The organism is Cupriavidus sp. CER-90, from assembly GCF_057652055.1.
The window spans coordinates 1,363,009-1,381,469 of the sequence record NZ_JBYGYM010000002.1 but is presented as its reverse complement, the minus strand read 5'-3'; the positions used below and the strand labels follow the sequence as shown (position 1 = coordinate 1,381,469).

The window sequence follows — 18,461 nt, the reverse complement described above, 5'->3', positions numbered from 1 at the left end:
CGGTAGTTTCTCAACATCGCCCCGTTGCATTGACGGGCCGTCCCCCGCCGCGAAACACTGCGCGATCGTATTTCGACGATCTTTCGCATGTCCGCCGCAGCGCCTCCTTCTACTTCTTCGCCCGTCCCCCATTCCCCGCCCGATCTCGCGCGCCGCCTGGTGGCCGAAGCACTGGGTACGGCCCTGCTGGTGGCCATCGTCGTAGGCTCGGGTATCCGCGCGGAACGCCTGGCCGCCGGCGATACCGCGCTGGCCCTGCTCTGCAACGCGCTGGCCACCGGGGCCGGCCTGGTGGCGCTGCTGGTGTCGCTGGGGCCGGTGTCCGGCGGCCACTTCAACCCGGCGGTCAGCCTGTCGAACCTGATCCAGGGACGGCTGTCGCCGCGCGAAGCCGCCGGCTATGTGGGGGTGCAACTGATGGGTGCCGTACTGGGCGTGATGGCCGCGCATGCGATGTTCGGCCTGCCCGCGCTGTCGTTGTCGACGCAGGCGCGCACCGGGGCGCCGATGTGGTGGAGCGAATGCCTGGCGTCGTTCGGGCTGATCGGGCTGGCCATGGCCACCGGGCGGTCGCGGCCAGGCCTGGTGCCGTTTGTCGTGGCGGGCTATATCACGGCCGGCTACTGGTTCACGTCCTCGACGTCGTTCGCAAACCCGGCCCTGACACTGGCCTGCGCGCTGACCAATACGTTCACGGGTATTCGCATGATGGATATTCCCGCGTTCATTCTGGCTCAGATATTTGGTGCGATGAATGCAACGCTATTGTTCCACTGGCTTTGTCCGCCGGTGACGACGGCGCCGGGCGTCCTGTCCAGGCGTCGGTGGAAGGGCCATCCGGGGCTTACCAGCGCCGATTGAGCTGCACGCCGAAGATCGAGCCGCTGGTCTGCGAAGCCCAGGCGTCGGCCGGGGCCGCGAAGGTAATGCCGTCCACGTCGCTGGCACGGCTGTACGTATAGAACGCGCGCAGGTTGGCATTGCCGGTGGCCTTGCCCAGCGTCATCGTGGGGGCCACCGTGAACGCGGTGCGCTGGCCACCCACGCCAAACCCCGACGAGATCTGGTCGTGCGCCACCTCGAAGCTCAGCTTGAACTGGTCGTTGGCCACAAAGGCCGGCCGCACGCGGGTGGCGGCCCACTGCAACGTGCCGATGCCCGACCGATCCAGCTGCAGGCTCGATTCCACCGAGCCGGCCAGGCCCGAGCGGCCTTTCCACTCCATCGATTCCGACACCCGTACCCGCGACAGCGCGTTGCCCATGCCCGAATAGCCGGTCATGGCCGTGCGCGACCCCTGCCCGTACTGGAAGCCCAGCCGGTTGGTGCCATACAGCACGCCCTTCTGCTCGTGCATGGCCGATGCCCACCATGCGCTGCCGGTGTCTTCGATTTGCGAGAGCGGCTCTACCCGCGTAAAGCCGACCCGTACCGAACCCTTGTCATTGGTGTCGATCGGGGTCGAGAGCACCGAGTGATAGCTGGGAAGCTTGGCGCCATTTAGGTCGTTACGCGCGGTGTATTGATAACTCACGCCGAATTCGCCCAGTTTGGCGTTGTCGATGCCAAAACGCATCGATGGCGAGTTCGGCGGCAACAGTCCCGACGACATCAGGAACGGATTGCTGTCGCGACGCCCTGCCCAGACACTGGCGCCGTCGAGCACGGTCAGCCCCGACAGGCCGCTGACCGAGGTATAGAAGTTCGGCACCAGCGCGTACGGATCGACCGCGGCCGCATTGCCGTTGACCGATGTGGCGTTGGTCCCCTTGGCCTGGGCGACCAGCTGCACCTGTGCGCCGCCGCCGATATCCGCCACCGATTCGCGGATCTTGACCTCGCCCGAACTGGTGCAGGCCAGGCCTTGGCCAAACCCTGCCGAGGGCGTGCCGCCACCGGGACACGCGCGCTGCGTGCCGGAGCGGTCTTCCACCGCTGCGCGGCCGCTGTAGCCCAGGCGCCAGACCGAATCCCCGGCCGGGTCGTCGGCGGGAAGTTGCGAACGCAGCACTGGCGGCGCGTCGGATGGGGTTTCCGATGCAACATCGGCGTTTTCCGAATGCCGCGTTGGTGTTGGCGATCCGTCCTGTGGCAGTGCCGGGAATTCGCCGAGCCGATGCGGGAACAGCACCACCGGCGGTGGCGGCGGGGGCGGCGGGGCCAGCGAATCGGGCGGACCCACGAAGTCCGGATTCTCGTTGGCTGGCGCCTGGGCAACCGTGGCGGTGCCCTCGGCGGCCGCAGGCGTTTCGCCACCCTGGGCCGCCAGTGCCGTACTGGCAGGTGCGGCAGCCCGGTCGTTTGCAGCATCGGCACCCTCGACAGCATTGGCCGACTGGATCAGATCCGCCAGTGGATCGGCGGACGCAGCGGCGGGTACGGTCGCCGGTACGCTGGCAGGTTGGGCGGCAGGTACGGCGACAGGTGGGGCGGCAGGCACGGCCCCGGCCGCCACGGCGGAGGTCACCAGCTGGGTCGTGCTCTCCGCGATCATCGGCGGCGGCGCTACCGAAGTGCCTGGTTGCGCGCACGCGCTGAGCCCCCAGGCGGCCAGGACGACAAAAGTCAGGCGGCGACGGGCAAATGGGCGGGCGGGAGGCAGTACGGATTGCAGCATGGACACAACAGGGCCGGCGTGGAAGAACTCCGGAGGGAGGGCTCAGTTTTTAACAGGCGAACTTTTTGACCGCAAGCCGGGTTACAAAATCCCGCGATCGCGTCACAAAGCGTTGGAAATGCGTCCGGATTCCCACATTGCGGAACGCGAAATGCACCGCATCGAAGCATGCCCGGGCGGCATGGCAAAACCGTTGCGGAAGTGCCGAATTCCTAGCGAAAACCCCCATCCCCGAGGGCATCCGTGCTGAAAACGCCACCGCTATAATCGTCCGACCTGTCTTCCGGGCAACGCATAACGGGTGCAAGGCAGTCACGCCTATATATCTATAAAAGAGGAGATGTCCATGGAACGTCGTTCCTTCCTGTTGAAGGCTTCGGCCGTAGCCGCCACGGGTGCACTTGCCGCCTGCGGCAAGGAAGAAAAGCCCGCGGCCCCGGCCGCATCGGCCAGCGCGCCGGGCGCGCCCGCCGTGGTCGGCAGCAACCCGGCGGTGGAATGGCGCCTGGCGTCCAGCTTCCCGAAATCGCTCGACACCATCTATGGCGCGGCCGAACTGCTGAGCCAGCGCGTAAAGGAACTGACCGACGGCAAGTTCAACATCAAGGTGTTCGCCGCCGGTGAAATCGTGCCGGGGCTGCAGGTGCTGGACGCCGTGCAGAACCAGACCGTGCAGATCGGCCACACGGCCGGCTACTACTACTTCGGCAAGAACCCGACGCTGTGCTTCGACACGACCATCCCGTTCGGCCTGACCGCGCGCCAGCAGAACGCCTGGATGATGCAGGGCAACGGCATGAAGCTGATGCGCGAATTCTTCAAGGAATACAACGTCGTCAACTTCATGGGCGGCAACACCTGCGCCCAGATGGGCGGCTGGTTCCGCAAGGAAATCAAGACCGTGGCCGACCTGCAGGGCCTGAAGTACCGCGTGGCCGGCTTTGCCGGCGTGGTGCTGGCACGCCTGGGCGTGGTGCCGCAGCAGATTGCCGGCGGTGACATCTACCCGGCGCTGGAAAAGGGGACGATCGACGCGGCCGAATGGGTGGGTCCGTACGACGACGAAAAGCTCGGCTTCTACAAGGTGGCGCCGTACTACTACTACCCGGGCTGGTGGGAAGGCAGCGCGCAGCTGTCGTTCTACGCATCGCAGCCCGAGTACGACAAGCTGCCGGCGCTCTACAAGCGCGCGCTGGAAACGGCCACCATCGAGGCGCACACCAACATGATGGCCAAGTACGACACCGTGAACCCGCAGGCGCTGGCCCGCCTGCTGGAAAGCGGCGTGAAGCTGCGTCCGTTCTCGAAGGAGATCATGGAAGCCTGCTTCAAGGCCACACAGGAAGCGTACGCCGACGAAAGCGCCAAGAACCCGTCGTTCAAGAAGATCTACGACGACTGGCGCGTGTTCCGCAACAACGAGGCCGCCTGGTTCAACGTGGCCGAGCAGGCGTTCGCGCAGTTCAGCTACGCGCGCAAGCTGTAAGCGAACCGATGATTTGGCCATTCGGCCATTTCGCTCACGACAAGCCCGGCTCCGGCCGGGTTTTTTCATGGCGCCACGCGCCTGCCCACACCCCGGTAGAATCCGCCCCACAACCGGACTCTACCGGGAACATTCCCATGCAACTCGGCATCTTCTACGCCTTGCTGGCGTACATCATCTGGGGCCTGCTGCCCCTCTATATCAAGTCCCTGCACGGCGTGGCGCCGCTGGAAATCCTGCTGCACCGCATGGTGTGGTCGCTGGTATTCCTGGGGGCCATACTGTTGTGGCGCCGTCATTTCGGCTGGCTGCGCGACGTGGCGGCCAATCCGCGCCTGATCCTGAACTTCGCGGCCAGCGCGGGGCTGCTGTGCTGCAACTGGTTCCTCTATATCTGGGCGGTGTCGGCCGATCGCGTGGTCGATGCCAGCCTGGGCTATTTCATCAATCCACTATTCAGTGTGCTGCTGGGGGTGTTGCTGCTGCACGAGCGGCTGCGCCCGGGCCAGTGGCTGTCGATCGCCATCGCGGCGGCCGGTGTGCTCTGGCTCACGTGGTCGGCCGGACAACTGCCGTGGATTGCGCTGGGCCTGGCGGCGTCGTTTGGCGGCTATGGTCTGCTGCGCAAGACCGGCGCGCTGGGGGCGCTCGAAGGCCTGTCGCTGGAAACGCTGATCCTGTTTCCGCTGGCCGCCGCGGCGCTGGGCTTCCTGCTGCTGACCGGCCACGACACCACGCGCAGCGCAGGCACGGGTACGCAGATACTGTTGCTGCTGGCCGGCCCGCTCACGGCGGTGCCGCTGCTGTTCTTTGCCGCCGGCGCGCGCCGTATCCCGCTGTCGCTGCTCGGCCTGCTGCAATACGCGGGGCCGACCATTCAGCTGGTACTTGGCATCTGGCTCTACCACGAGCCGTTTCCGGCACAGAAGCAGATCGGCTATGCCCTGATCTGGATCTCGCTGGCAATCTACGCGGCCGAGGGTTTGCTGGTCACGCGTCTGAATGCGAAGCGATCCATCCGTGCGAAAAATGAACTGGCTTAAAAAATAGCCACTTCTATCCGTGATGTGAATATACGTGGCAACCGCGCGCTATTCCGGAAACAACGTCGCCACACTATACTGTACGGATATACAGTATCGATCGCCTCTCCACGCTCATGCCCCCGAACGCTCCCCGGCGCATTGCCCATCTCGACATGGACGCGTTCTACGCTTCGGTGGAACTGCTGCGCTATCCGGACCTGCGTGGCCAGGCTGTCGTGATCGGCGGCGGCCGCAATGCGGTGCCCGAGGTACTCCCCGACGGCTCGCGCCGCTACGCCCGGCTGCGTGACTATGTGGGGCGTGGCGTGGTCACCACGTCCACCTACGAGGCCCGCGCCCTTGGCGTGTTCTCGGCCATGGGCATGATGAAGGCCGCCAAGCTGGCGCCCGACGCGATCCTGCTGCCGACTGACTTCGACGCCTACCGCCGCTACTCGGGACTCTTCAAGGCAGCCGTCCGAACATTCACCGGACAAATAGAAGATCGCGGGATCGACGAGATATATATCGATTTGAGTGATATAGAGGGCGAGGCGCACGAGGTAGCCGCCCGCATCAAGGCGGCTGTCCATGAAGCGACAGGCCTGACGTGTTCGATCTGCGTGGCCCCCAACAAGCTCCTGGCCAAGATCGGGTCCGAACTGGACAAGCCGGACGGGCTGACCATCCTGACCCCGGCCGATATTCCCACGCGCATCTGGCCGCTGCCGGCGCGCAAGGTCAACGGCATCGGCCCCAAGGCCGCGGAGAAGCTGCAGGCCATCGGCATCGACACCGTGGGAGACCTGGCCGAGGCCGACCTGGCGCTGCTGCAGGCCCACTTCGGCCGCAATTACGCGGGCTGGCTGGTGGAAGTGGCCCATGGCCGCGACGACCGCCAGGTGGTGGTCAGTTCCGAGCCCAAGTCGATGAGCCGCGAAACCACGTTCGAGCGCGACCTGCACCCGCGTACCGATCGCCCCGTGCTGTCGGAGCAGTTCACCCGGCTGTGCATGCGCGTGGCCGACGACCTGCGCCGCAAGGGATACGTGGGCCGCACGGTGGGCATCAAACTGCGCTTTGACGATTTCCACACCGTGACCCGCGACCTGACCATGACGGCCCATACCGCCGATGGCGCGATGATCCGGCGCGGTGCCACCGAGTGCCTGAAGCGGATCCCGCTGGAGCGGCGTATCCGGCTGCTGGGCGTGCGCGTCAGCGCCCTGCTCCCGGCGGCCGAGCAAGGCGACGATCCCGCGCCGGTGCAGGAGGAATTCCGCTTCGACGACGAGGCGGAAGGCTGAACGGCCTTCCGCCGGGCGAATCGGGCCGACCCGAGGCCAAAAACCCCCACGTCATACGGCCCTATCTATCTCCCGGTAGAATCGGCGGCTTCGACGGGCGCCCCATCGAGAGCTCGAGAGCGCCACGCCCCACCCTCCGCCCACGCGCGCCCCATGACAACCGCCGCTCCCGCCCAACGTACCGCCGCCCCGGCCGCCTGGATCACGCCCCTGCTGGCCGTGGCCTGCGGCATGATCGTCGCCAACCTGTACTACGCCCAGCCGCTGGTCGGGCCGATTGCACGCGCGCTGCAGCTGTCGCCGGAAATTGCCGGCCTGATCGTCACGCTGATCCAGATCGGCTACTGCGTGGGCCTGCTGCTGCTGGTGCCGCTGGGCGATATCGTCGAAAACCGCAAGCTCGTGCTGACGCTGGTGGGCGGCTGCGCGGCGGCCCTGCTGGCGGCGGCGCTGGCCACGCATGCCAGCGTGTTCCTGGTGGCGGGCTGCGCGATTGGACTGTGCTCGGTGGCGGTGCAGGTGCTGGTGCCGTTCGCGGCGCACCTGGCCCCCGAGCATGCGCGCGGCCGTGCGGTCGGCAATGTCACCAGCGGACTGCTGATGGGCATCATGCTGGCGCGTCCGGTGTCGAGCCTGGTGTCAGACCTGTTCGGCTGGCACGCGATCTTCGCGGCGTCGGCCGTGGCGATGGTGCTGCTCGGCATCGTGCTGGCGCGCAAGCTGCCGCAGCGCCGGCCGGCGCCGGGCGTCAACTACATCCAGATGCTTGGCTCGATGAGCCATCTGTTGCGTACCCAGCCGATCCTGCGCCGCCGGGCCGCGTACCAGGCCGCCATGTTCGGCGTCTTCAGCCTGTTCTGGACCACCACGCCGCTGTACCTGGCCGGGCCCGCGTTCCATCTGTCGCAGACCGGTATCGCGATCTTCGCGCTGGTCGGTGTGGCCGGTGCCATTGCCGCGCCGATGGCGGGCCGCTACGCCGACCGTGGCCACAGCCGGCAGATGACCGCGCTGGCACTGGTGCTGGGCGCGGCATCGTTCCTGCTGAGCCGGGTGGGTACGGAGGGATCGCTGCTGTCGTTGCTGTCGCTGACGGTGGCTGCCGTGCTGCTCGACTTCGCGGTGTCGACCAATCTGGTGATCGGCCAGCGCGCAATCTTCTCGCTGTCCGACGAACACCGCAGCCGCCTCAACGGCCTGTACATGGCTATCTTCTTCGTGGGCGGCGCCATTGGATCGTCAGTGGGCGCGTGGGCCTATGCGCGTGCGGGCTGGCCCCTGGCCAGCTGGATCGGCTTCGCCCTGCCCGCCATCGCGCTGCTGTACTTCCGCACGGAACGTCGTTGATCGGCCAATCCGGGGGGCTACGCGGCCACTGCGTGCTGCAATGCCGCGCGCGCGAGCAGGCGGGTTGAATCGAGCGTCGGCAACGATGAATTGCCGTCGTCGATGATCAGCGGAATCTCGGTGCAGCCCAGCACCACGGCGTCGCAACCGTTGTGCCGCAGGTCATCGATCACGCGCCGGAACGTCGCTACCCCTTCAGGCGTGGCGATGCCGGGCACCAGCTGGTTCATGATCACGTGGTCGATCAACGCGCGGTCTTCCACCGGCGGGCGCACCGCTTCCAGCCCGCGTGCGGCCAGCGCGGCCGGATACACCTCGCTGTCCACCAGCCACCGCGTGCCGGTGATGCCAAGCCGATGGAAGCCGCGTGCCACGGCGGCGTCGGCCACCACCTCGGCGATATGAAGCCACGGCAGCGGCGACGTGGGCCGCACCAGGTCCAGCGCCGCATGGATGGTGTTGTCGGGGCAGATCACGAAATCGGCGCCGGCCGCGGCCAGCTTGTACGCCGAACGCAGCATCAGGTTCGCCACGCCCTGCAGGTCGCCGCGCTCCAGGCAGGCCACATAGGTGGCAAGCGATGGCGTATGCATCGTAATTTCCGGATGTCCGTGCGCGCCGAGGAATCCGGCCCCTTCCATGCAGATCGTGCGATAGCACAGTGCCGCGCCTTCGGCGGAACAGGCAGCGATACCGATGTGCCGTGGCATGAGAAATCCCCCTTGATGGTTGTCAGGCTTTCATGATGGCATGCGCCGCGCGGCTGCACTACACTGAGCCGGCGCGCCACGCCCTGGCGTGCCCGCCGTCGATGTAGCAGGTAAAAGTCGCCGTTTTACTACCCGTCCCGTGGGCGGGCCTTGCCGGGGAGACGATCGATGTCATGGCGCAAACTGCTGCCGAGGCCGCGCTGGCTGCCGCGCGCGGCGCTCATGCACCCGCAGCGCGTGGTCATCGTCGGCTTCAGCCTGGCGATGCTGCTGATGCTCATCGTCGGCGCGCGTGACCTGTACCTGCTGCGCGACCGTGTCCTGTCATCGCGCCACCACGACCTGACATTGCGCGCGCTGGGCGGCGAAGCGGTCTTCGCCGCCGAACGCTCCAGGCTCGTTTTCGTGCGCGACTATGCGCAGCAACTGATCACCCTCTACGACAACGGCGCGGCCCAGGCAGAGCCCGCCGTGGAGCGGGCCTTCGCGCAGCGCAACGAGCGTATCTGGCAGATGGAGGTGCCGCTTGGCGATTCTCCGGTGATCGGCACGGCGCCCGCGGTGCTCGACGAACTCGAAGGCTTTGAACGGCGCGACGCCGACCTGCGGGCCGACCTGTACGCGGCGCGTCAGCTCAGCCATGTGCTGGGCCTGAGCCTGCGGCTGCGCGACGACGACAATGCCGGCGGTACCGTGAGCTATATCTCCAGCAACGGGCTCTACGTCACCTACCCGCCGCTGGCGCCGGACAAGGCGCCGGCACTCTTCCGGCGGTTCAGCGATATCTCGTATTACCGCGACATGCTGCCCGAGCGCGACGCGTCGCGCGACATTCGCTGGACGCGGGTCTACACGCAGTTCGAAAGCACGCAGTTGCGCACGACATTGAGCATTCCGGTCTATGTGAAAAACCGTTTTCGCGGCGTGGTGGCCATCGACGTGGAACTGGCACGTCTGCGCGACCTGATCGGCGTGCCGGAAGACGCCGGCACCACGCGATACCTGATGGACTATCGCGGCGGCATCATCGCGTCGAGCCAGCACAACGTCCGCATCGACATGCACTGGCCCGACGATGTGAACCGGGCCTGGCGCGGTGTTCCCGTGCAGGACCTGTTCCACGCAGGCGCCGGCATGCGGCACGCGGATGGCCAATATCTGATCTACCAGCCGGTGGGCCAGCGCGGTACGTGGCTGCTGGTGGAATCCTTCAGCGATGCCGACGTATGGCGCGCGGTCCTGCAACGCACCAGCACACCGCTGTTGTCGATCTGGCTGGCCCTGCCGCTGTTGATGTTTGTCACATTGCGCGTGGTGACGCTGCTGTTCCGCCATTACGTGGCAGCCGGCGAGACACTGCAGCGCCTGGCCGAGACCGACCCGCTTACCGGGCTGGCCAACCGGCGGCACTTCGGCGAGGCGTTCGGCAGGGAATCGGCACGACGCCGGCGCGAGGGCGAGGCGGCCGGCGCGGACGAAAGCCTGGCCGGCGGCGCCCCGGCTCGTGTCGATGCATCACCCCCCGCACCGCTGGCGATGCTGATGCTCGACATCGACTTCTTCAAACGCGTGAACGACCGCTGGGGCCATGCCAGCGGCGATCACGTGCTGGTGGCGCTGGCCGACGTGCTGCGCCGGAACCTGCGCGAGATCGACCTGCCTGCGCGGCTTGGCGGAGAGGAATTCGCGGTGCTGCTGCCGCAGACCACGCTGGCCGATGCCGAGGCAACGGCGCAACGGCTGCGCGCCGCCGTGCAGGCCACGCCCGTGAAACCGGCACCCGATGCGCCGTCGCCCGGCGAGGGCGACGGACGCATTCATTTCACTGTATCGATTGGCGTCGCAGAAGCCGTGAGCGACGGTTGCCCGACACTCGATGCCATGCTGGCGACGGCCGACCGCCGTCTATATGCCGCCAAGCAAGCGGGCCGTAACCGGGTGTGCGCGGCTGATGCGCCGGTCGGCAATACTGTGGCGCCATCTGTTCAGGGATAAGACAGTTCATGGACGTCTCCGCCGCGGTTTTGCCTAGCGCAACAGGAATGCGATGTCGTCGGCCGTGATGACCGACACCGGAATACCCTTGCGACGCTGAAACAGGATGTGTTGCTGCACGCGGCTGCGCTGCTCGGCAAACGTGGCCGGATCGATCGGCGTGCCCGCGCGCGCGTAGTGTTGCACCAGCAGCTTGTAGGCGCGATGCCGGATCTGCAGCGTCTCGTTGTCGGCGCGCAGGCGCTGCCATTCGGAAGGGCTCAGGTCCAGCGTGTGGTTGAGTTCGTCGACGGTGCGCGCATGCAGGTCGCGATACATGTCGCGCTCGGCTTCGGCGCGATGCAGTTCGTCGCGCAGCGCCATGATCTTGTGCTGCAGCTTGAGCGTCTGCCCCACGGCCGCCTGCATGCCCTTGGCCGCCTCCAGTGCCTGGTTGGCGGCCGCAACGGTGCTTTTCCACAGGCCGCGGTCGGCGCCTGCGTCGCGTTCCGGCGACCAGACGTCCGACGCCTTGATCGTTGTATCCATGATTGACCCCTGAGACTTCTTGTTTGTCACTTCACCCGAAAACCGGAAAGACCGGATATCCCGAATCGGCCAGCGCCTCGTTGGGCGATGGTCCATCTCAATTTTGTTGCATTTGTGTCTGGCCGCCGTGCCGCCATGCAGCTTCAGCAAGACGCTGTCGGTGCGGCAGGCAACTGAGATAAATCGTAGTGAGATGTCCGACCTGAGCCAAGTCAAAGATGTGCAGATCTGATCTGGCAGATACAACGATGCCAAAAAACGACAGGCGCCTGGTACGGCCGGGACGGGAGAGAGGCAGACAAAGCAGACAACACCACGTAAACCCCGAGCATCAAGCAGACGTTTTGACAGGGTTTTGACAGTTTCACGCTTCTAGAATTCGGGCCATGGCTACTGCTGTCTCTTTGTGGATGGTGGTCAATAGCCAAAAACCTAAAAGCACAACCCAAATTCCAATAAGACAGGAGACACGCGATGCCTCGCACGCTTGCCCGCTTTACCCATGTCTTCGTCGCTTCGGCTGCGCTGGCTGCTGCCGTGGTGGCCGCACCGGCTTATGCCGTCGACAACCTCAAGGTGATGATCGGCGCCAACCCCGGCGGCGGCTTCGACCAGACCGGCCGCTCGCTCGGCGCGGCCATGGTGGCGGCTGGCACGGCCAAGTCGGCGTCGTATGACAACAAGGGCGGCGCGGGCGGCACCATCGGCCTGACGCAGTTCGTGAACACCGACAAGGGCAACCCGAACGCGCTGATCGTGACGGGCGCCGTGATGGTCGGTGCCATCGAGACCAACCACCCGCCGGTGACGCTCAAGAACGCCACGCCGATCGCACGCCTGTTCGCCGACACGATGGTGATCACGGTGCCGGCCAGCTCGCCGATCAAGTCGATGAAAGACCTGACCACGCAGCTCAAGGCCAATCCGGGCAGCGTCAGTTGGGGCGGCGGTTCGAAGGGGTCGATCGACCACATCCTGGCCGGCCTGATCGCCAAGGACATCGGCGTGGATCCGAAGAAGATCAACTACGTGCCGTTCCAGGGCGGTGGCGAGGCCTCGGCGTCGATTCTCGGTGGCCACGTGACCGTGGGCATCGCCGGCGTGTCGGAATTCCTGCCGTTCATCAAGACCGGCAAGATGCGCGCGCTGGCCGTGACGTCGAAGGACCGCACCGCCGACATCCCGACCCTGAAGGAACAGGGCGTGAACGTCGAGATCTACAACTGGCGCGGCGTGTACGGCGCGCCCGGCATCACCGCCGACCAGCGCAAGGCCCTGATCGATGCCGTGGTGAAGGGCACCGAGAACCAGGTCTGGAAGGACGCGCTGCAGAAGAACGACTGGACGCCGTTCCTGCTGACCGGCGACGAGTTCGGCAAGTTCGTGGAAGCGGAATCCGCCCGTCTGGGCGCCACGCTGCGTGAACTGGGCGTAGCGAAGTAAGACCTGCCCGCAGGGACCGGGCGCACGCCGCGCCGTATCGGCACGGCCGCCTCGGTTCCGCATGTCGACGACCGGCCAGCCACCGCCGCCGGCGCCGCCAGTGAAGTCGTAGAAGTACGAAAAAGTAATACGAGACAGCAGTACGAGACAGCAGTACAGGATTTCGTTACCCGCGTCGCGGAAGTTTGCTTCACCCTGTCGTTCCCGCCCGGCCGCCGATCCAAAATCGGCACGCACGGCGGACGGCACGGGGCCCCGGTGCCGCCATCCCCTGCGCAACACCGAAAAAAACAGACCATTACGTCACCGGGCCCCGTGACCGCGCGGGCGGCAGGACCATCCGAGAGCCCCACCATGAAACCATCCCATGTATCCATCGGCGTCGCCGTCCTGGCGTTGTCCGTGTTCTTCTTCGCCGGCATACCGGGCATTTCGGGCGACGAGGGCTATGCCGGCCTGTCGCCGCGCTTCGTGCCCACGCTGGTGGCCATCGGCCTGGCCGTCTGCGGCGCGCTGCTGCTGTGGCAGGGCGTGCGCGGCGGCTTCCGGAACATGCCCGAGGAAGATGCCGAGCTGCCCGCGGCGCCGCACAACTTCAAGGGCTTCCTGTGGGTGGCCGCCGGCCTGGTGGCCAACATGGCGCTGATCGGCACGCTGGGCTTCGTGTTTTCGTCCACGCTGATGATGGTGTGCGTGGCGCGCGGCTACGGCAGCCGCCGCATCGTGCGCGACGCGCTGATCGGCCTGATGCTGACGCTGCCGATGTGGGCGCTGTTTGATTTCCTGCTCGGCATCAACCTGCCGCTGCTGCCCGTCGCGGGCTTCTGATCCACGCCTACGGGAGACACTGACATGGATACCCTGAACCAGCTGATGCACGGCTTTGCCGTGGCCATCACGCCAATCAACCTGATGTGGGCCCTGGTGGGCTGCTTCCTGGGCACGGCCATTGGCGTGCTGCCCGGCATTGGTCCGGCCCTGACCGTGGCCATGCTGCTGCCGCTGACAGCCAAGGTGGAGCCCACGGCCGCGCTGATCATGTTCGCCGGCATCTACTATGGCGCGATGTACGGCGGCTCGACCACGTCGATCCTGATGAACACGCCGGGTGAATCGTCGACGATGGTCACCGCGATGGAGGGCAACCTGATGGCCAAGAACGGCCGCGCAGGCCCCGCGCTGGCCACCGCCGCCATCGGCTCGTTCGTGGCCGGCACGATCGCCACCGTGCTGCTGTCGATGTTCGCGCCGGTGGCGGCCGACGTGGCGCTGCAGTTCGGCCCGGGCGAGTACTTCATGATCATGCTGCTGGCCTTCACCACGGTGTCGGCCGTGCTGGGTTCGTCGCTGCTGCGCGGCATGACCAGCCTGTTCCTGGGCCTGGGCATCGGCCTGATCGGCATGGATTCGCTGTCTGGCCAGACGCGCTATTCGATGAACGTCCAGGAACTGTACGACGGCGTGGACATCGTCGTGGTGGCCGTGGGCCTGTTCGCGGTGGGCGAGGCGCTGTTCAATGCGTTCTTCCCGCAGCCGGAGGGCTCGTTCAACAAGCTCAGTTCGGTGCACATGAGCAAGTCCGACTGGAAGCGGTCGATCCCGGCCTGGCTTCGCGGCACGTTCATCGGCTTCCCGTTTGGCCTGATCCCGGCCGGCGGTGCCGAGATCCCGACCTTCCTGTCGTACGCCACCGAGAAGAAGCTGTCGAACCACAAGGCGGAATTCGGCAAGGTGGGTGCCATCGAAGGCGTGGCCGGCCCCGAGGCGGCCAACAACGCCGCCGTGACGGCGACGCTGGCCCCGCTGCTGACGCTGGGTATCCCGACCTCGAACACCACGGCCATCCTGCTGGCGGCGTTCCAGAACTACAACCTGCAGCCGGGTCCGATGCTGTTCCAGACCTCGGGCGACCTGGTCTGGGGCCTGCTGGCGTCGCTGTACATCGGCAATGTGATGCTGCTGGTGCTGAACCTGCCGGCGATCGGCCTGTGGGTGCGCATGCTGCGCGTCCCGACGCCGCTGCTGTACGGCGGCATCCTGATCTTTGCCGGTCTGGGTGCGTACGGCATCCGCCAGTCGTGGTTCGACCTGCTGCTGCTGTTCGTGATCGGCCTGCTGGGCATGGCCATGCGCCGCTTCGACTTCCCGACCGCGCCGGTGATCGTCGGCCTGATCCTGGGGCCGATGGCCGAGAAGCAGCTGCGCAATGCGCTGTCGATCGGCCAGGGCGACTGGACCCTGTTCGTCAAGCAGCCGATCTCGGCCACGATCCTGGCCATGACGGTGGCCGTGGTGGTGGTGCCGCGCGTGCTGCGCTGGCACGCCAACCGTTCGACGGCGCGCGCCGAGGCGGACAACGCAGCCTGACGCCCGCGCGGGCGTTCCTGGCAGGAATCGGCAGGGGGCTTCGGCCCCCTGTATCATTGGCGCAAACAACATGCCGCGCGCCGAGGAGACCGGGACGTGCCTGCCACTTTCACCATCGCGGATGTCGATGCCACGCTCGAACGCGTGCTGGCGCCCTGGGTGCGCCAGCTGGGCCTGCGTGCCGAGGCCGCGGACGCCACCGGCGTGACCCTGCGCCTGCCCTTCCAGGAGGCGTTTCGCCATGCCGGCGGCGTGGTCTGCGGACAGGTGCTGATGTCGGCCGCCGACACCGCGATGATCGTCGCCATCTCTGCCGCACTGGGCGAATTCCGGCCAATGACCACCGTCACGCTGACCACCAACTTCATGCGTCCCGTGATCGACGGCGATGTGCTGGTGCGTGCCAGCGTGCTGCGGCTGGGCAAGACCGTGGTCTTCGGCGAAATCGCGCTGACCGGCCAGGACGGCAAGGTCGCGGTGCAGGCCACCACCACCTACGCGCTGCTTTGAATTCCAGGATGTCCGACCTCACCCCCCAACCCTTTGACCAGATTGTCTTTGCCGGCGGCGGCAACCGCTGCTGGTGGCAGGCTGGATGGTGGGATACCGTGGCGCCCGAACTGCACCTGCGGCCGCGTGTCATCGCCGGCATCTCGGCGGGCGCGGCCACGGCGTGCATGGTCTATGCGCACGATTCGCATCAGACCATGGCCTACTACCGCGAGGTGCTGGCCAACAATTCGCGCAACGCATACTGGGGCAACCTGCTGCGCCGCGAGCGCGTGTTTCCGCACTACGGCATCTATCGCAACGCCCTGCTCTCGCTGTTTGGCGATAACCGCCTGCACCGGCTGCAACAGGCGCCCGAGATCCGCATCGGCGTGGCCCATATCCCGCGCTGGACCGGCCCGCGCCTGGCCGTGGCCGCTGGGCTGCTGGCGTACAACATCGACAAGCACCTGCTGAAGACGCTGCATCCGCGCCTGGGCCGCAAGCTTGGCTTCCATCCCGAATTCGTGCTGGCGCAGGACTGCGGCTCGCCCGAGGATCTGGCCGATCTGCTACTGCAATCGGCCTCCACGCCGCCCTTTACGCCGGTGCTGCGCCGCAATGGCCATGCGGTGCTGGACGGCGGGCTGGTGGACAACGTGCCGGTCGATGCGCTCGATGCCACGCCGGGCAATGTCCTGGTGCTGGTGACGCGGCTGTATCCGCGGCCGCGCCGCTTCCTGATCGACACGGGCGGCCAGCGCCGCCTGTATCTGCAACCTTCGCAACGCGTGCCGATTTCGAGCTGGGACTACACCAGGCCCGAAGCCATGACGCATGCGTATGACCTGGGCCGGCGCGACGCGGAATCGTTCCTGCGCGACTGGCCCGTCATCCAGCAGGATCTGTTGCCGGCGTCATAGCCAAAGCGCCACGTGGCGCCGGTCAATTGTTTGGCATGCGGCGATGGTGCCGCGCAGGCAAGGAGGATTGAATGACAAAGCGTCAGGCATCAACCGAAACCGCAACCCAGGCAAGGACCGTGAAGGCGCGTCGGCGCGCCAGCGAGGCCAGCGCCGAACCCGTTGTCGAACGGGTGCCCCGCAAGCGCGATGCCCGCCCCAAGACACGCGAAGCCGACTTCGTGGTGATCGGTGCGGGCTCGGGCGGCGTGGCTGCCGCGCGCCGCGCCGCATCGCACGGTGCGCGCGTGATCCTGGTGGAGCGCGATGCCGTCGGCGGCACCTGTGTCAATCGCGGTTGCGTGCCCAAGAAAATGCTGTCGTACGGCGCGGGATGGGCATCGATCCTGTCCACGTGCCTGTCGCACACGGGCGGCAAGGAAGACTGGCGCGATGCGATCGTGCGCGTGAATGCCGAGGTGGCGCGGCTCAACGCATCGTACAAGCAGCGGCTCAACGAGGCCGGCGTGGAGATCTGGCACGGCGAGGCAGGTTTCAACGCGCGCGGCGATGTCGTCGTCGGCAATGAAGTCATCCGCGCCCGCAAGACGCTGATTGCAACGGGCGCCAGCCCGATCGATCTGCCGGTGCCGGGGGGCGAACTGGTCAGCTCGTCGGACGACCTGTTCACGTGGCAGACCGTGCCCGCCTCGATTGTCGTGATCGGCGGTGGCCATATCGCCGTGGAGATGGCATCGATCCTGTCCCGCTACGGCGTGAAGGTGGACCTGCTGGTGCGTGAGGACCGGCTGCTGCCAAAGTTCGATCACGATATTGCCGCTGCCCTGGCAGAAGCCCTGATCGCCAAGGGCATACGCATACATTTCCGCACAGAGGTCACAATGGTGTCGCAGTCGAACGGTGCATTCGACGTCTGCTACACGCAGGAAGACAATCGGGGCCGCACGCAGACCGTGCGCACTCAGGCGGTGCTGGCCGCGATTGGCCGAAAGCCGAATGTGGATGGACTGGGACTCGATGACCTGGGCGTGAAGCGCGACGCCAAGGGTGGCATCGAGGTGGACCGGCAATTCCGCACCAGCGTGCGGTCGATCCACGCCATCGGCGATTGCATGGCCGACAACGTGCACCTGACGCCGGTGGCGATTGCGCAAGGCCGCTGGCTGGCGGATCGGCTATTCGGCCGGCGCGGTGACATGACGGACTTCGAATTCCTGCCCACGGCCGTATTCTGCGAGCCGGCAATTGGCGCCGTGGGGCTGACCGAAGCCCAGGCCCTGGAGGAAGCCGGCGGCAAGGCCGACCGCATCCGCACCGAGATCAGGCGTTTTGTCTCGCTGGAAAGCCGCTTCGGCGGCGTGCCGCAGCAGTCGGTCTTCAAGCTCGTGTTCAACGCGCGTAGCGGCCGGGTGCTCGGCGTCCACCTGATGGATGGCGCCGCACCGGAAATCGTCCAGACGATGGCCTTGGCGCTGCGGCTCGGCGCGAAGGCCTCGCACCTGCAGACCACCATGCCGCTGCATCCCACCGTGGCCGAAGAGCTGTTTGGCTAATTAGCGAAGGGTGGTAGGCCCGAGCCAGCGCCAGATGCCATAGGCCACCACCGCCCACACGCTCACCACCAGGACAATGCCCCAGCGACTGCGCGGCTTCGCGCCGCTGGCGGCCATCCACGCACTCGCCTGTTCCCGCGACGAAGCCAGCACGGCGGCCGGCATCAGCCTGACCGCCAGCCAGATCAGTGCAGGCAAGAGCAGCACGTCATCGACATAGCCGAGCACCGGGATGAAGTCCGGCACCAGGTCAATCGGACTCAACGCATAGGCCACGACGAACGCGCCCAGCGCCTTTACATACCAGGGCGTATCGGGATGCCGGCACGCGAACCAGAGCGCAACGCCATCGCGCTTGATGGCACGCGCCCAGGTGCGCAGGCGTTGGGTCAGGGGGAGTGGTGATTCGTTTTGGGGGTGCAATGGCGCGGCTCCGGCTGGCGATATTGTGACCCGAAGCCGGATTCGATAGGCGAGGCAACAAAAAACGGAGACCACAAAAACAAAAACGGACGCCTGAGCGTCCGTTTTCTTGAATCTGGTGGCCTGGGACGGAATCGAACCGCCGACACAAGGATTTTCAATCCTCTGCTCTACCGACTGAGCTACCGGGCCAAAGAAGCGAAACTATAACCGGGGGATTGGCCCTCGTCAAGCGATTTCTGCGCCAC

General features: G+C 66.2%; 16 protein-coding genes and 1 tRNA gene. 12 read left to right on the top strand and 5 right to left on the bottom strand.

Annotated features, from left to right (window positions below):
* The first annotated feature begins 87 nt into the window (after positions 1 to 87).
* Positions 88 to 861, top strand: a complete 774-nt coding sequence (locus tag AC24R4_RS16895; protein ID WP_400396097.1) for an aquaporin — start codon at positions 88 to 90, stop codon at positions 859 to 861.
* Here the strand turns inward: AC24R4_RS16895 and AC24R4_RS16890 are convergent.
* Positions 845 to 2,617 carry a carbohydrate porin gene (locus AC24R4_RS16890; protein ID WP_487523378.1) on the bottom strand — a complete coding sequence of 591 codons (1,773 nt, stop codon included), beginning with the start codon at positions 2,615 to 2,617 and terminating at the stop codon, positions 845 to 847. The genes AC24R4_RS16895 and AC24R4_RS16890 overlap by 17 nt on opposite strands.
* 346 nt (positions 2,618 to 2,963) lie before the next feature.
* Here AC24R4_RS16890 and AC24R4_RS16885 point away from each other — a divergent pair, with 346 nt between their 5' ends.
* From AC24R4_RS16885 to AC24R4_RS16870, 4 genes are all read left to right on the top strand, one after another.
* Positions 2,964 to 4,103: a TRAP transporter substrate-binding protein gene (locus AC24R4_RS16885; protein ID WP_400396365.1), complete on the top strand. Its 1,140-nt coding sequence runs from the start codon at positions 2,964 to 2,966 to the stop codon at positions 4,101 to 4,103.
* Between the two features lie 137 nt (positions 4,104 to 4,240).
* A complete protein-coding gene (rarD, locus tag AC24R4_RS16880; RefSeq protein WP_487523377.1) occupies positions 4,241 to 5,146 on the top strand; it encodes an EamA family transporter RarD in 906 nt (301 codons plus the stop codon).
* Positions 5,147 to 5,262: 116 nt separating this feature from the next.
* Entirely contained in the window at positions 5,263 to 6,435 is a 1,173-nt protein-coding gene (gene dinB, locus AC24R4_RS16875; protein WP_400395760.1) for a DNA polymerase IV, read from the top strand.
* A gap of 153 nt (positions 6,436 to 6,588) precedes the next feature.
* On the top strand, positions 6,589 to 7,782 hold the full coding sequence (locus AC24R4_RS16870) for an MFS transporter (protein WP_400395761.1): 1,194 nt from the start codon (positions 6,589 to 6,591) through the stop codon (positions 7,780 to 7,782).
* Positions 7,783 to 7,799: 17 nt separating this feature from the next.
* Here the strand turns inward: AC24R4_RS16870 and AC24R4_RS16865 are convergent, their stop codons facing one another.
* Positions 7,800 to 8,492, bottom strand: coding sequence for an aspartate/glutamate racemase family protein (locus tag AC24R4_RS16865; RefSeq protein WP_400395763.1), 693 nt, complete (start codon positions 8,490 to 8,492; stop codon positions 7,800 to 7,802).
* Positions 8,493 to 8,660: 168 nt separating this feature from the next.
* On the opposite strand from AC24R4_RS16865, the gene AC24R4_RS16860 reads away from it, so the two are divergent.
* Complete coding sequence (locus tag AC24R4_RS16860; RefSeq protein ID WP_487523376.1) at positions 8,661 to 10,487, top strand: diguanylate cyclase; 1,827 nt, start codon at positions 8,661 to 8,663, stop codon at positions 10,485 to 10,487.
* Between the two features lie 33 nt (positions 10,488 to 10,520).
* Here the strand turns inward: AC24R4_RS16860 and AC24R4_RS16855 are convergent, their stop codons facing one another.
* On the bottom strand, positions 10,521 to 11,015 hold the full coding sequence (locus AC24R4_RS16855) for a hypothetical protein (RefSeq protein WP_400396300.1): 495 nt from the start codon (positions 11,013 to 11,015) through the stop codon (positions 10,521 to 10,523).
* Positions 11,016 to 11,489: 474 nt separating this feature from the next.
* On the opposite strand from AC24R4_RS16855, the gene AC24R4_RS16850 reads away from it, so the two are divergent.
* The 6 genes from AC24R4_RS16850 to AC24R4_RS16825 all read left to right on the top strand — a co-directional run bounded on the left by AC24R4_RS16850 (position 11,490) and on the right by AC24R4_RS16825 (position 17,790).
* Positions 11,490 to 12,458 (top strand): Bug family tripartite tricarboxylate transporter substrate binding protein, encoded by a 969-nt coding sequence (locus tag AC24R4_RS16850; protein ID WP_400396301.1) that lies wholly within the window; start codon positions 11,490 to 11,492, stop codon positions 12,456 to 12,458.
* A 354-nt stretch (positions 12,459 to 12,812) separates the two neighbouring features.
* Positions 12,813 to 13,286 (top strand): tripartite tricarboxylate transporter TctB family protein, encoded by a 474-nt coding sequence (locus AC24R4_RS16845; protein WP_153946290.1) that lies wholly within the window; start codon positions 12,813 to 12,815, stop codon positions 13,284 to 13,286.
* A 24-nt stretch (positions 13,287 to 13,310) separates the two neighbouring features.
* A complete protein-coding gene (locus tag AC24R4_RS16840) occupies positions 13,311 to 14,825 on the top strand; it encodes a tripartite tricarboxylate transporter permease (RefSeq protein WP_400395150.1) in 1,515 nt (504 codons plus the stop codon).
* Between the two features lie 96 nt (positions 14,826 to 14,921).
* Complete coding sequence (locus tag AC24R4_RS16835; RefSeq protein WP_400395148.1) at positions 14,922 to 15,335, top strand: PaaI family thioesterase; 414 nt, start codon at positions 14,922 to 14,924, stop codon at positions 15,333 to 15,335.
* Positions 15,336 to 15,343: 8 nt separating this feature from the next.
* A complete protein-coding gene (locus AC24R4_RS16830) occupies positions 15,344 to 16,237 on the top strand; it encodes a patatin-like phospholipase family protein (RefSeq protein WP_400395146.1) in 894 nt (297 codons plus the stop codon).
* Positions 16,238 to 16,308: 71 nt separating this feature from the next.
* The gene (locus AC24R4_RS16825) at positions 16,309 to 17,790 is read left to right on the top strand and encodes a dihydrolipoyl dehydrogenase family protein (protein WP_487523375.1); all 1,482 of its coding nucleotides are present in this window, start codon (positions 16,309 to 16,311) and stop codon (positions 17,788 to 17,790) included.
* Here AC24R4_RS16825 and AC24R4_RS16820 read toward each other — a convergent pair whose 3' ends face one another.
* Together AC24R4_RS16820 and AC24R4_RS16815 are read right to left on the bottom strand one after the other, a co-directional pair.
* Positions 17,791 to 18,213: a YkvA family protein gene (locus AC24R4_RS16820; protein WP_487523374.1), complete on the bottom strand. Its 423-nt coding sequence runs from the start codon at positions 18,211 to 18,213 to the stop codon at positions 17,791 to 17,793.
* Between the two features lie 116 nt (positions 18,214 to 18,329).
* A tRNA-Phe gene (locus AC24R4_RS16815) sits at positions 18,330 to 18,405 on the bottom strand.
* Positions 18,406 to 18,461 lie beyond the last annotated feature (56 nt).

Coding starts and splice junctions, on each gene's coding strand:
- dinB (WP_400395760.1), top strand. CDS start 5,263: ATGCCCCCGAACGCTCCCCGGCGCATTGCCCATCTCGACATGGACGCG.
- AC24R4_RS16855 (WP_400396300.1), bottom strand. CDS start 11,015: ATGGATACAACGATCAAGGCGTCGGACGTCTGGTCGCCGGAACGCGAC.
- AC24R4_RS16870 (WP_400395761.1), top strand. CDS start 6,589: ATGACAACCGCCGCTCCCGCCCAACGTACCGCCGCCCCGGCCGCCTGG.
- AC24R4_RS16890 (WP_487523378.1), bottom strand. CDS start 2,617: ATGCTGCAATCCGTACTGCCTCCCGCCCGCCCATTTGCCCGTCGCCGC.
- AC24R4_RS16825 (WP_487523375.1), top strand. CDS start 16,309: ATGACAAAGCGTCAGGCATCAACCGAAACCGCAACCCAGGCAAGGACC.
- AC24R4_RS16830 (WP_400395146.1), top strand. CDS start 15,344: ATGTCCGACCTCACCCCCCAACCCTTTGACCAGATTGTCTTTGCCGGC.
- AC24R4_RS16840 (WP_400395150.1), top strand. CDS start 13,311: ATGGATACCCTGAACCAGCTGATGCACGGCTTTGCCGTGGCCATCACG.
- AC24R4_RS16850 (WP_400396301.1), top strand. CDS start 11,490: ATGCCTCGCACGCTTGCCCGCTTTACCCATGTCTTCGTCGCTTCGGCT.
- AC24R4_RS16845 (WP_153946290.1), top strand. CDS start 12,813: ATGAAACCATCCCATGTATCCATCGGCGTCGCCGTCCTGGCGTTGTCC.
- AC24R4_RS16865 (WP_400395763.1), bottom strand. CDS start 8,492: ATGCCACGGCACATCGGTATCGCTGCCTGTTCCGCCGAAGGCGCGGCA.
- AC24R4_RS16895 (WP_400396097.1), top strand. CDS start 88: ATGTCCGCCGCAGCGCCTCCTTCTACTTCTTCGCCCGTCCCCCATTCC.
- rarD (WP_487523377.1), top strand. CDS start 4,241: ATGCAACTCGGCATCTTCTACGCCTTGCTGGCGTACATCATCTGGGGC.
- AC24R4_RS16885 (WP_400396365.1), top strand. CDS start 2,964: ATGGAACGTCGTTCCTTCCTGTTGAAGGCTTCGGCCGTAGCCGCCACG.
- AC24R4_RS16860 (WP_487523376.1), top strand. CDS start 8,661: ATGTCATGGCGCAAACTGCTGCCGAGGCCGCGCTGGCTGCCGCGCGCG.